This is a genomic window from Lacticaseibacillus jixiensis, from assembly GCF_042847315.1.
In the GTDB taxonomy this organism is placed as follows: domain Bacteria; phylum Bacillota; class Bacilli; order Lactobacillales; family Lactobacillaceae; genus Lacticaseibacillus; species Lacticaseibacillus jixiensis.
Genome location: NZ_BAAFPR010000017.1, coordinates 13,912 through 27,160 on the forward strand (window position 1 = coordinate 13,912; position 13,249 = coordinate 27,160).

Genomic DNA, 13,249 nt, shown 5'->3' on the forward strand with positions numbered 1-13,249 from the left:
GGTGGCATTTCCTCCAAAAATAAATAAGCGTTGTCACTGCAATAACAGTGCCAACGCTTATTTAGATTACCCAAAGCGGTATTGCGTTCCCAGCGCACTCTTATCATAGCACTACTTCGCGTTTGCATCGGGTACATTCTCGATCGTCCACGTTACCTTGCTGCTATACGCCTGCTTTGGCGCTAATTGGCTCAGCTCATCTGTTGGTATACGTAAACGTGCACTTTCAAGACTACTGGATAAGGTCAAAGCCGTGGTGCTTGAATTGCTGATAACCGTTATCGCCGGATCGCCTGCAATGATGGCGAGCTGCTTGGCGCCTTGCATAAATGACAACGTCGGTCGCAGCTCGTAGCTGCCGCTGACCCAAGTACTCATGCTAACCTGCAAGCGCTGTCCTGCTGGAATCAGGCCACTGAGGGAGACGATATCATCGGATTTGATGTTGGTACTGTCGGCGCCCAGTGTATAATCGAATGTCCAGTTGCCATTGACGGAAAGACTTGCTGGATCAGCCACAGTGCCGCCGCCTTCGTGCTTATCGGCGAGCTTGTCCACGTTAGTCTTATCGACAACGTTTAACAAGCTGTCAAATGTCTTGCTGTCCAAGTCTTGCAAAGTGGAAGCAGGTAAAGCAGCGACATCAAGTGCTGGATCTTTAAAAATATTCGCCGCTTTAGAATATTCGTTTTTCGCTGCCACTTGAACTAAGGTTGCCAACGTCTCTGGCGAAAGTTGCGGAAGTACTTGGTTCAATGCCGCAACAGTGAGCTCGTAATTATCTGTCACAAACGCAGCCGTAATGACAGAATTTGCGACCTCTTCAGGTAAGACCGTTGATCCACCGTTGCCGAGTAATTTCATCAACACAGTCAGCGTCGTACTATCTTGGGAATCGATTTCTGTATTTGCGTCAAGATTTAAAACACCGTCATTACTAGCACTTTTCAGAAATCCGCTGTTATTCCAATCCATCTTGTTCAGTGAGTTAGACGCTAAGTTCACGTTCTTTGTCTGACTGCCAATATGCTGCAGCAAGACTGAATCCAGTCCAGTTAGGCCTTCAAACGAGAGATCCCACGTTTCTACGGAGTTGGATGACAATGTCGTGAGTTGAAAAACGTTATACGACCAACCAGAGCCGCCAATCCCAGCACCAAAGTTGTTTGAACCCAAGTCCAACTCGGTCAAGTGCGCCATATCGCACGTCCGAAACATTGCCAACATCTTGACTCGAGCCGAAGCATCGCTGACCCGGGAAACCAAACCAGTAATATCAATGGTTTTAGCGCTAGTGGCACTCATCAACACCGCCATCAGCTTATTGTAGATTGGTACTTGGGTTGCTGTATAACTGGCCGGACGACCATAGCCCATGGGAATTTCTGTGGTCAATATTGCATTAGCGGAATAATTTCCACCATTGTTGAGGGCAACATCTTGATACAAAATCATATCTTTAGTTTCGACATAATTACTGTCGTTGGTTACTAGTGATCCAATCCACCCAGCAACGGTGCTGTTAGTGCTGCTTTGATAGTCCCCACCTTTGGCCACGCGATTGGCCAAGGATACCGTTTGCCAAGTGCTAATGTCTTTGACTGTCACAGCATCCGCACTGACTGTGGGGGTATGCCCCGACGCATCTAGTGAGTTATCCAGCATCACCTGCACCACGTCTTTGGGTAAACCAATATCCCCTACCAGCGTCAAATCATCTGCACCGGCGGCAACGGTTGGTGTGTTTTGCGCAAACCAAAAGCCCCCACTCAACACGAGCAGCAACGAGGTGATGATAATCAGTATTCGTTGGCGCAGTGCCGTCATGAGAGCCTCCTTTTGGTTAATCTTGTTTCGTTGACTTGCTTTGCAATTCCGACACTTGGGCTTGTAAGGCCGCAACTTGGGCTTGGCGAAGACGGCGATGTCTGATCAACAGAATCGCCACGATTATCAATAAGATAATGATTGCGATGCCAATGCCGATCAAGAGCTTGTAGATCATCGGCATCCCGCCTTTATCCTGTTTGGCTTGAGCGCTTAACGCCCGCGCTTTGGCCGCGGTGATCGTCACCGTCTTGGTGGTCGCAGTGGTGTATTGATAGTGTTCACCACCAGAAACATAGCGGCCATCTGCTGCCTTGCCCCAATATAACACAGTGTGCACACGATAGTCGCCTGCCGCCACGTGATCGCCGAGCAATGTGGTTTGATGCAGCAATGAATTTGGTGCAAGTTGCGCATCTTTAGCTGTTAAGGTGACCGTTTTGCCTTTTGGCTTCTTGATCGTCGTTACGGCCCGCACATGATTGGCAAAAGCCGCCGTTTGGTTATGCAGCGTTACCGACACGCGGTTGGCGTGTTCGATACGCCCTGCTTTGATACTTCCGGCAGTCAGCTTCGGGGTCAAGAGCTTGGCGGAATTACGCGCCAAAACCGCCACTGTGTACGCGTACTCGTTGACAATGCCCATTCTACCACTGGTGCGGTTCTGCGCTTGACCACTGGGCTTGAACACCAAACTGCCAGCTAACACCCCTTGAAAAGGCGCCGTCGGCATGGTCAGCTTGGCCGCATAAGTCGCGCTGCCGTGAGCTGGCACGGTGATCGTGTCAGCCCCTGTGATCAAACTAGACAGCCTGGTGGTCATGCTGGAATCAGTCGGGTTGGACTTGCCAGTGTAATCCACGATCCCGGCATCAGAACTGGTGGCCGTCGCAGGCTTTACGGCAACTTTCATGGCCTGATCAGTACTGTTGGTGAGCTTGACTTGCAGCGTGTCCGTTTGCCCAGCACCCAGCAGTAAGTCAAAATATGTCACCGACTTATCGCGCTGATGCGCAGCCGGTAACGGTTGGACACCAAGCGATGCAGTTGTGGCCGCATGGGTCAGATGAATTGGACTACAAATGAGCAAAAAGAGCAGCGCCATCAGGAGCTGCCCCGCTCGCCAAGTGAATCGACGATGTGTTGTTTGCATGTGAAAAGTTAACTCCTACTTAGTTGTGGCACCGGTCGTAGTAGTACCCGCATCAGTGCCTGGGACGTTATTGATGCTCCAAGTGAGCGTGTTCGTATAAGTGCCGGCTTTCAACGATACCGCTTTGTCAGCAGGAATAGACAGGTCATAGCTCAAGTCATAGTCCTTAGTCCCTTCACCACCAGAAACGATTGGTTGGGCATCATTCTTGCCTGCACCAAACGTTGCGGTTTGGCTCTTTTCGTCTGTCGACTTAACAGTCAACTTCGCAGCATTTTCCATGACGGTTGTTTCAGTGCCATTGGCCCAACCACCCGCACTGACAGACAAAGTCCAAGTTCCGGCATCCCCTAAGAAATCAGAAACAGTGGTCGTGCCAGTCGTTTTATCGTCGCTATATCCATCAGTGTAGACAGCTTTCACAGTGGTATCTGTGAATTTCACATCATCAGGCTTCGTGAAAGTTAAATCCCCGCCTTCGACGTGCAAGGTCGCATTATTTGAAACATCGGGTCCTACTTTGCCGGTAGTAGCGGGAGTAACAGGATTCGTACCATCCGCGTGCACATTCAAGGCAGTCGTGGTCGCTGCGGCCAAGCCGAGCATCGCAACAGATAATAATAAGGCGCGTAATTTCTTCAAAAGGTAATCTCCATTCTTTTATAAGTATCTATCGGCTAAATCTTCGTTACCCTGAATATACCGGTGTAATATACATTATGCAAGTCATTTGCAGAAAAAAATTCTCTCATAAAACTCAAAAAATCCCCATAATATGGGGATTTTGAATGGCTCGGTTGTGTTTATGCAAGATGCCAGAATTATATACATTGAGCACAATTAATATGCACAAAACTGTATACTAACTTTTTTATAGTAATTCTGAAATTACTGTTTGTTCTGGGTTCATGAACTCATCGGAACTGCGGATATCGGTAATGGTCACGCCGCTCATCGCACGTTCGAGCAAGCCGTCAACATCAAGCTTTGATTCATAATACCGGGTTTTCTCCAAGTTGGGCTTGGTCTTCGGACGCGGCGGTGCGAAAATCGTGCAGCAGTCTTCAAATGGCATGATGGACAAATCATAGGTGTTGATGTCTTCTGCAATCTTGATGATCTCATTCTTATCCATTGTCGCCACTGGCCGAATGATCGGCATGGTGGTCACGTCATTGATCGCCACCATCGACTCCAAGGTCTGGCTGGCCACTTGACCAACGGATTCGCCATTAAAGATCGCCAAAGCGTTTTGCTTGTGGGCGATTTGTTCGGCTAAACGCAGCATGAAGCGCCGCTGGATGGTCATTAAATACCCTTCTGGCACGCCGGCTTTGACGGTTTCTTGGATCTCGGTGAACGGCACTTGAATGAAGCGGATACTGCCGACATAAGGTGTCAGTTGGGCGGTGAGCTGCTTGGCTTTGGCCAAAGCATTATCAGAAGTGTAAGGCGGGCTGAAGAAATGAACCATTTCGATATCCACGCCGCGCTTCAAGGCCAAGTAGCCGGCCACTGGCGAATCGATCCCGCCAGACAGCATCAACACCGCTTTACCTGCGGTGCCGACTGGCAAGCCGCCGGCGCCTTGAACCGTCGTCGTTGATAAATAGATAGCTTCGCGGCGCACTTCGACGCGCAAAGTGATATCCGGGTGCTTCATTTGTACCTTCAGATCTGGCCGCGCATCGGTTAAGAAGTCGCCGATATTGAGGTTCATGCCATTGGTATCCAGTTCAAAAGTATGGTCGCTGCGCTTGGTGGCGACTTTGTAACTGGCCCCTTGTGGCGCAGTTTCGGCCATCAGTTCCAGCACTTTGGCGTGGACTTGCGCCATATCTTTGGCGACAGCCACAGATGGCGAGAAGCTTTGGATGCCGAAGACTTGGGATAAGCGCTGCATCACCCCAGTTGAGTCTTCGCCATTTAATTCAATGTGCAAACGGTCACGCTTGGGGCGGATCGTTAAGTTTGGGTATTCGTGTAAAGCTTTGGTAATGTTGCCGTTCAAGCGGCCGATGAAGGCGCTGCGGTTTTTGCCCTTGGTAGACAATTCGCCATAGCGCACCATGATCATGTCGTATTGCATTAATTTCTCCTTAATTCTCTGCTGGCATCAACTTGGCAAACTTCTGATAAATATCGTCGAAAGCCGCGTTGAATGCATCTGCTTCTGCAAGCGTGTTGTATTCATCTAAACTGACGCGAATGGCAGAAGTGGCCAAATGCGGGTCGGCATGCATCGCCTGTAAGGTACTGGATTCAGTCCCTTTCTTCGACGAGCAAGCACTAGTGGTCGAAATGTAGATCTCATGTTGTTCAAACGCATGGACGATGGTTTCCCCACGCACGCCGCGAATGGCAAAGCATAAGATATGCGGGGCAAAGTCTGGCGTCAATTGTGAATACATATGCACGTTGGCCCGCTTTTGCACATGTTCGGCGATGCGCGAGCGGATCGCGGCTTGGCGTTGGACTTTCTTAGGTTCATCCGTCAATAAGATCCGCAAGGCCTTGGCCATGGCGGCAATGGCCGGCGTGTTTTCAGTGCCAGAGCGCAAGTTGTGTTCTTGGCCGCCGCCAGTCAGCAGCGGTGCGATATGCTTGCCGCTTTTGGCATAAATGAAGCCGGTGCCGCGCGGGGCGTGGAACTTGTGGCCAGAGAAGGTAATGAAGTCGATGCGCGGATTGCGCAATGACTTCATTAACCCTTTGCCAATGGCTTGCACCGCATCCACGTGGTAATGGACGTTGGGATAGTCCACCAAGATATCAGCCACCGCATCGATAGGCTGCATGGCGCCGATTTCGTTGTTCACTGCCATAATCGACACCAAGATCGTGTCTGAGCGCAAGGCCGCTTTCAAATCGGCGGGATCAATGAAACCGCGATGATCCACCGGCAAATAAGTCACTTCATAACCTAGTGCTTCCAGTTGTTTCATTGAGTTGATGATCGCCGGATGTTCCACTGCAGTGGTGATCAAGTGCTTGCCAAAAGGCCGCTTCTCAATGGCGGTGCCTTTAACGACCCAATTGTCGCCTTCTGTGCCGCCTGAAGTGAAGAAGATCTCTTCAGGGTGGGCTTGGATCAAGTCTGCGATTTGCTTGCGCGCACCTTCCAGCATCGCAAAGGCGTGATCGCCGAGCTGATGCAAGGAACTGGGGTTGCCATAGAAGTCTTCGGCCACCTTGCGATACGTGTCCAGCACCGCCGGCAACGGCTTGGTGGTTGCAGAATTATCAAAATAGATCATGCCTAACATTTCCTTCCGATTAGTAAGCTCACTGCGCATCATTATACCAAAAGTCCTCACCAAATACCACAATGCAAAAGGCTCTCAAATCGGCTGATCACGATTTAAGAGCCTTCAAGTAAATTAGAACAATGACGCGGACTTCGATTGCAGATAGTCGCTTTCCACTTTCTGATAGGCGCCTGGTTCGACTTGCTCCAATGCCGCGGCGATCACATCGGCGGCTTGGGAATAATTGTAGTGTTGATACAAGTCTTTGGCTTGCGTCGCGGCCTTGTCAACTTCCGGATGCGACGTCTTGTAGCGATTGGCGTATTGCAGCAGCTGCTCGCACATCCCTGCTGAATCAACAACGGTGCGGCTTTGATCTTTGAGCTGATCGATGTCTTCGCCGAGTTTGATCAATTGCTTGGCAATGGCGTCCATATCGATCTTGATTTGGTTGAGGTCTTTGTTCAGTTGCGTCAATTCCTTAGCCACAACATTGAAGAAATCCAGATACGGCCGCGGCAAGCCAGGCAATTGATGGCGGGAAACTTCATATTTGATATCACGCAAGGCGTTCTCAAATTCGTCTGCGGAAGCCACCGCTTGTTTCTCACGTTCTTGCAGCGTCGATACGCTGGCATTGATCTGAGCGTGTTGTTCTTCAATATCATGCAAGTCGCTGCGCATTTGGACATATTGGGCTTGCACTTGCGAGAAGATCGCCGTGTTGTCTTGCAAGTCGTGTTGCGTCTTGGTGTAGGCTTCGGCGATCGTATCAAGCTGGCCGCGCAATTGCTCGACTTGTGCTTCTTCGCCATGCGTTAAGGTGTAGCTTTGATTGAGGTGATCCAACTCCAAGATCAAGGTGTGATTTTGCTTTTGGGCATGGGCGATGAATTGGCGCAAGTCACCGTTTTGTTTAAGGACAACGGTTTTGGCGTTGAGTTCCTTCTCCATTGTCGCATACAAACCGTCAATGGCTTCGGCGGTTTGGGCCACGTTATCGGCCAAGTCATCAACTTCAAGCGCTTCGATTTGGGCCTGGGCGGTTTGGACTTGGGCTTGCACCGCTGCGATCCCCGCCGGCACATCTTGGGTGAAAATGAAGCGTTGCGCAGAAAGTTCATGATAGCCGTCGTTAAGCTCTTGCAGCTGCGCCGGGAATTCATTGATCACGGTATTAACCAATTTCGGCAAACGCGCCACTTGATCTTGCAAGGTGCCAATGGTGATGGCTAACTGCTCCAAAGCGGTGATGGCTGCGGCATGGTCGCCAGAATCTGAAACCGTCGCGGCTTGATGCAAGCCTTCAGCGATGGTTTCAAGCTCCTCTTCCAGCTTAGGCATCGCCTTGTCATAGGCATAGCTCTTAGCCAGAATGGTCTTGCGGGCTTCTTGATAATCGCTGCGCAAGGTTTTGAGCTTGGTGCGCGTGTCGGCTTCGCTGGCTTGCAAGGCCAGAAGCGCTTTATGTATTTTGGCCAGCTTGGCGTCGGCTTCGACGATGGCTTGTTGGATCTTGGCTTGCGCATGCTTGACCTGAACGAATTGCAATTGTTTGTTTGCCAACTCCACGTCTAACAAAGCCGTCTGCAAGTTCGCCAAGTCCGCTTCAACCATGCGCTGGTATTCGCGCTGCCACTTGGTGAATTGCTTAAGCGAATCACCAGCCAAGCCAAGGTTGGCGATGCTCTTCAGCAACCCCTTAAGCTCGCCATTATCGAGCTTCTCTACTTCTTGATCAAGCTGGCCGATCTTGGTGATGTTATAGCGCTGTATCCCCCATACGCCACCAGCCACAAGCACGATGATCACGATCGCTACGATTATCCAAGTCATTCTTACACCTTCCGCTGCCACGCGCCGAATTTCCTCGCCGCGAGATTCCCGCATTGCATTTTGCCCGTCGATTTACTATACTTCGGTAAGCCGGTGCATGCGGTTTCTGTCCTTATCCCATAGTATCTCAAAAACAACCAGAACTTAAAAGCGAATATCGACAAAATTGCCCATCTGACGCAGATTTGTAAAAAAAAGAGGTAATCACATGACTCAATCCACCTTAGATCCACTGATCGTGGCCCAAATTGACGCTTTGCTTGAAGGCGAAACCAATCCGATCACGGTGTTAAGCAATGCGTCGGCGGTGATCAACGCCACGATGAGCGACTTGAATTGGTGTGGCTTCTATTTATATAGCCAAACCACCCAGACGCTGGACCTCGGTCCTTTCCAAGGCCAAGTCGCTTGTATGCATATCAAACCAGGCAGCGGTGTCGTGGGTACCGCCTATGCACAGCAGACTTCTTTGATCGTGCCTAACGTTCACGAATTCGCCGGCCATATTGCGTGTGATGCCGCATCAAATTCCGAAGTCGTGCTGCCGTTGATGATTGACGGCCAGTGCGTGGGGATCTTGGATATCGACTCGCCGAGTTTGGATCGCTTCTCGGCACAAGACCAAGCGACTTTGCAAGCCTGCGCCGAAGCAATTGCGAAACATCTTGACGCGCAAGCCTTGGCTACGGTATACTAGCCTGCGAGTAATTTAATGCAGCAGTGAACGGCATGGTCGGCTCCAGTTGCGCAACTGACATGGTCAGAGAGCGTAGTAACCGCGGCTGCTAAGGCGAAGTGCCTAGCGCAACTGTCCGTGTGTTGAGTTCACATTCATTATCTTACTCCAAACTAAATTTTTGGAGGAATTTCAATATGTCTCGTTATACTGGTCCTCGCTGGAAGCAATCTCGCCGTCTCGGCTTGAGCCTTTCCGGCACTGGTAAAGAATTAGCTCGTCGCCCTTATGCCCCTGGTGACCACGGCGCCAACAACCGTCGTAAGGTTTCCGAATACGGCCAACAACTTCGCGAAAAGCAGAAGCTTCGTTGGATGTATGGCATGAACGAACGCCAATTCCGTAACTTGTTCGTCCGCGCCGGCAAGATCACTGAAGGCACCCATGGTGAAAACTTCATGATCATGCTCGAAAGCCGCTTGGACAACCTGGTATTCCGCTTAGGTCTGGCTACCACCCGTCCTCAAGCTCGCCAGCTCGTTAACCATGGTCACATCTTGGTTGACGGCAAGCGCGTTGACATTCCTTCCTATGAAGTTCAACCTGGCCAAACCATCAGCCTGCGCGAACGCTCCCAAAACTTGGCTATCGTTAACGAAGCCCTCGAAGCAACGGTTTCCCGTCCTGCTTACGTGACTTTCGACGATAACAAGAAGGAAGGCACCTACGTTCGTTTGCCACAACGTGACGAACTCGAACCAGAAGTCGACGAAGCCCTTGTCGTTGAATACTACAACCAAGTGCTGTAATACTCGATTACAAAATCTTCAACGCAATATGGAAAAAGCATTTGGCCTTTTGGTCAAATGCTTTTTTTGATGCAATAAATCACGCAGTTACCAAATTGCGGTAACGGTGGGTGCTCATCACTCCTGCGCGTCCGTAAAAAACGTTAATGTGATCGCAAACTCTCGAGCCGCCGTTTGAATGTTCATTCTGCCGCCTAATTGGGTCATCAGCGCCGACACGATATTCAAGCCTAACCCGGCGCTGCCATCACTGCGGGAAGCATCGCCTGTATAAAATCGGCTTTCTAACTGCGCCGCATCTGCTAATTCCTGACTTGTCCGATTAGATAATTTAAGGACGATGTGTTGGGCATCGGGTTGAGCGAGCACGATCTCTGCTTGGGTCTGAGCGTATTTTAACCAATTGCCAATGAGATTTTGGAGAATTCGCCGAATTGCCGTTTCATCGGTAATCAATGAGATGTTTGACGCAATGTTTGGCGTCACTTGGATCCCACGCTGATTCAATTCATCAAACGCTGAAAACAGCTCGTCTTGTACGACTTGAGAGAGATCAAGCTGCGTCAAAGTGAGTTGCGCGTGTTTTTCAAGCATCACATCATAATTCATCAAAGTGCGCAAGTAGTAGTTAACAGCATTCAAGTTGAGGCTGATGCGCGCCAAGCGGGGATCATCTGAAGCAGCTGATTGCTGCATCACTTGCACATAACCTGAGGCCACAGTGAGCGGCGTCTTGATGTCATGCGTCAAGTTGGTCAGCATCTGTTTGACCTCAGCATCTTGGTGCTGCTGCTGACGTTGCAGCTCACGCGTCAGCTTAAGATTGCTATTGATTGCCCGCACCAGCCGCCGGATCGGTGCCCATGCTGTTGCCGACGTCACCATTGCATTCGTATTCACAGTGTTGATCTGCTCAAGCTCTCGCGTGACCCGCACGATCTCGGCCACCAATACGCTGACGGCAGCCAGGGTCAACAACCACAAAGCCAAGAAGAATATTGTCACAATGCCCTCCTACTGCAGCCGAATGCCGATGCCCCACACTGAGACGATGTATGGCATATCGTTGTGAGAGGCGTTCAGTTTGGTGCGCAAATGACTGAGATGGACGTTTAACGTATTCTCAGCGTCAAGATAAGGTTCCTGCCAGACCCGCTCGTAAATGGCCGCCTTAGAAAAAACCTGGTGCGGGTGTTGCATCAGCATCGCGAGGATCGCAAATTCTTTCTTGGGCAGATCAATTGGCAAACTGGCGAACGTCACTTCATGGGTAGCCTGATTGAGTACCAGTTGGCCTTGCCGCAACTCACCATCCCCGCCCAGCGACTCGTGTTCCCGAAGCTGAACCCCCACTCTTGCTTTTAGTTCCTCAATATCAAATGGCTTGGTTAAATAATCATTTGCCCCTGCCGAAAGCAGCTGCACCACGCTGGCTTTATCCTGAATAGCGGTGAGGACAATGACGGGCACTTGCGAGTGCTGCCGCAAAGTTTTTAATACGCTTTGTCCGGTCACCCCAGGCAGCATCAAATCAAGAATAACCAGATCAAAATTGTACTGGCGTAAGGCGTTGAGCCCAGCCACGCCATCTAAAGCTGCGACCACTGTGTGCGGCGCAAGCACATCTTTAAGTAGTACTTGAATGTCTGAATTGTCTTCGATCACCAGCAAATTTGCCATTTTCTCACCTTCAAAGCTAACTGTATCGAATAATGAGAGCGGCTTCAAGCTAAAGTTCCTTGCGTTGCAACAGGCAACTGGAAGCCGCGATGCTGACGATCAATAGTCCCAAACTGACCAATAGATAGCGCGCCTGCAACGTGGCGGACAAAGCCCCGGTGGTAAGGCTGACGGTCATGTTATAGAAATCCAAGTAACGCAGCCAGTGCCAATGCAACAGGCTGTACACTATCGAAATCAGCAATGGCCAGATGCCCACAAATATTGTTTGAACCACAATGGTGTTAAAACTTAACATCAGCGTGATGCTAATGCTGAAAACCACACTCACGAAGAATGCATTCAGCAATATTGAATAGACGAGGTCATGCACCAGTGAACCGCCCATTGCCCGGCCCAATATCATTCCAGTCACTGCCGCAGTGCCAAAAAACAAGGCAAAAAGGACCAGAATATCAGCCAGCAAGATCAGGTATTTGCCTAGGATGAACTGCAGTCTGGAAATACCAGAAACCAATGTGTTCTTATAGGTGCGCTGGCTAAACTCACGACTGAAAACAATGACTAATACCACAATGAATAACCACAGCAGCAAAGACCCGGCGACATTAGCCGCATGAATCCCATCTAAGACGGTCCAGCGTTTTGCAATCAGCTGATTCAGCAGTTTCGAATCAGGATTGACAGTCACCCCGCCGACCACCTTCTGCTGCGTATTAAATACTGCGTAAACGATCGTCAGCAGTGTGATGATCGCCATCCCGATACTGTGACCCTGCCGATACAGATCCGCTCTGATTTGATTGATCATTCTGCCGCCCCCTGCTCTTGAATGAGCTGCGTGTAATATTGCTCAAGGGTCGCTTCCTTGCGTGTGATGCTGATCACGCTGACCCCGGCTTTTACTAAGAGTTCGTTCACTTGCTCAGAAGGCAGGGTCAGATCCTGCAACACGAGATGGCTGTCATCGCGCACCTGCAGCTGCTTCAAGCCAGCTTCATCCAATACTTCGGCAGCATGGGCCGCATCTGAGACGGTGATCTCTAACCCGCCGCGGGTTTTGTCGTCCAGTTCAGCTTTGGTCAATACTTGAATAATTTGGCCGCGATGCAGAAAGGCAAATTTGGTGGCGACTTGATAAAGCTCCGTCAGGATGTGACTCGAAATCAGAATTGTCGTATTAAATTCGCTTTGCAGCCGCTTGACTAGCGACCGAAACTGCACGATGCCCATTGGATCAAGGCCGTTGGTTGGCTCATCGAGAATCACGAAATCCGGCTGGGCCAACACGGCAATTGCCAAGCCCAGGCGCTGGCGCAAGCCCAAAGACAGGTGCTTGGCTTTTGTCTTCGCCTTCTCTTCCAACCCAACCAAGCGAATCGTTTGGGTGATCAGCTCATTATCGCTGAGACCATGCTGAATCGCGACCACTTTCAGGTTTTGAGTAACCGTTAGATTTTCAAACGCCGTTGGTGTCTCGATCACCGCACCGATTCGACTAAGCGCATGGTGATAATGGCCAGCATGTTCGCCCAACAACGTGATTTGGCCTTGATCCATTGGCGACAAACCGACGACAAGCCGCATGATGGTGGTTTTACCGGCCCCATTTGCGCCAATCAGCGCAAAAATATCCCCCGCGTCAACGGTGAGATCAACATCTTTTAAAGCCTGAAACCGGCCAAAACGCTTGCTGACACCTTGCAATTGCAAAACTGGTTGTGCCATCTCCATCAACTCCTTATATCTTTAAGATATCAGCACAACCTTAACTACCGTCTTAACCAACTATTAATTCATCCTTAATTCAGCCAACGCTCAACCATGGATGCTTGTCCTGGCTGGTTCTTTATTGATAAGATGGACGGTTTTCAAAGTATTGCACCACAAGCTGTCATGCTCGATTGTGAGTAAATACATGAGGCACTAGGTGAGAAAAACGTCACCCCGCCTTGTTGGACTATGACTAATTCCTGCTTCAGGGGATGGATGCAACACCAACGCCGCGCCACGCAAAAAA

At 50.2% G+C, this 13,249-nt stretch carries 12 protein-coding genes; 2 read left to right on the forward strand and 10 right to left on the reverse strand.

All coding sequences use genetic code 11. The features are described from left to right. Positions 1-111: 111 nt before the first annotated feature. From ACGG90_RS10555 to ezrA, 6 genes are all read right to left on the reverse strand, one after another. Positions 112-1,827 carry a hypothetical protein gene (locus tag ACGG90_RS10555; protein WP_390409228.1) on the reverse strand — a complete coding sequence of 572 codons (1,716 nt, stop codon included), beginning with the start codon at positions 1,825-1,827 and terminating at the stop codon, positions 112-114. 16 nt (positions 1,828-1,843) lie between these two features. Beyond that, on the reverse strand, positions 1,844-2,932 hold the full coding sequence (locus ACGG90_RS10560; protein WP_390409229.1) for a DUF916 domain-containing protein: 1,089 nt from the start codon (positions 2,930-2,932) through the stop codon (positions 1,844-1,846). A 63-nt stretch (positions 2,933-2,995) separates the two neighbouring features. After that, positions 2,996-3,622 (reverse strand): hypothetical protein, encoded by a 627-nt coding sequence (locus ACGG90_RS10565; RefSeq protein WP_390409231.1) that lies wholly within the window; start codon positions 3,620-3,622, stop codon positions 2,996-2,998. A gap of 229 nt (positions 3,623-3,851) precedes the next feature. Next, a complete protein-coding gene (gene thiI / locus ACGG90_RS10570) occupies positions 3,852-5,069 on the reverse strand; it encodes a tRNA uracil 4-sulfurtransferase ThiI (protein WP_390409233.1) in 1,218 nt (405 codons plus the stop codon). 10 nt (positions 5,070-5,079) lie between these two features. Next, on the reverse strand, positions 5,080-6,237 hold the full coding sequence (locus ACGG90_RS10575) for a cysteine desulfurase family protein (RefSeq protein ID WP_390409235.1): 1,158 nt from the start codon (positions 6,235-6,237) through the stop codon (positions 5,080-5,082). A gap of 123 nt (positions 6,238-6,360) precedes the next feature. Next, the gene (ezrA, locus tag ACGG90_RS10580) at positions 6,361-8,064 is read right to left on the reverse strand and encodes a septation ring formation regulator EzrA (protein ID WP_390409237.1); all 1,704 of its coding nucleotides are present in this window, start codon (positions 8,062-8,064) and stop codon (positions 6,361-6,363) included. A 208-nt stretch (positions 8,065-8,272) separates the two neighbouring features. Between ezrA and ACGG90_RS10585 the strand changes: the two genes are divergently transcribed. After that, a complete protein-coding gene (locus ACGG90_RS10585) occupies positions 8,273-8,761 on the forward strand; it encodes a GAF domain-containing protein (protein ID WP_390409239.1) in 489 nt (162 codons plus the stop codon). 176 nt (positions 8,762-8,937) lie between these two features. Next, the gene (gene rpsD, locus ACGG90_RS10590; protein ID WP_390409241.1) at positions 8,938-9,549 is read left to right on the forward strand and encodes a 30S ribosomal protein S4; all 612 of its coding nucleotides are present in this window, start codon (positions 8,938-8,940) and stop codon (positions 9,547-9,549) included. Positions 9,550-9,666: 117 nt separating this feature from the next. Here rpsD and ACGG90_RS10595 read toward each other — a convergent pair whose 3' ends face one another. The 4 genes from ACGG90_RS10595 to ACGG90_RS10610 are packed head-to-tail and all read right to left on the reverse strand — an operon-like array spanning position 9,667 to position 12,957. After that, positions 9,667-10,554 (reverse strand): sensor histidine kinase, encoded by an 888-nt coding sequence (locus ACGG90_RS10595; RefSeq protein WP_390409242.1) that lies wholly within the window; start codon positions 10,552-10,554, stop codon positions 9,667-9,669. A gap of 9 nt (positions 10,555-10,563) precedes the next feature. Continuing rightward, the gene (locus ACGG90_RS10600; RefSeq protein WP_390409329.1) at positions 10,564-11,229 is read right to left on the reverse strand and encodes a response regulator transcription factor; all 666 of its coding nucleotides are present in this window, start codon (positions 11,227-11,229) and stop codon (positions 10,564-10,566) included. Positions 11,230-11,278: 49 nt separating this feature from the next. Then, the gene (locus ACGG90_RS10605) at positions 11,279-12,040 is read right to left on the reverse strand and encodes an ABC transporter permease (protein ID WP_390409244.1); all 762 of its coding nucleotides are present in this window, start codon (positions 12,038-12,040) and stop codon (positions 11,279-11,281) included. Beyond that, entirely contained in the window at positions 12,037-12,957 is a 921-nt protein-coding gene (locus tag ACGG90_RS10610; RefSeq protein ID WP_390409246.1) for an ABC transporter ATP-binding protein, read from the reverse strand. Before ACGG90_RS10610 ends, ACGG90_RS10605 begins: the two co-directional genes overlap by 4 nt. Between the last annotated feature and the right edge of the window lie 292 nt (positions 12,958-13,249).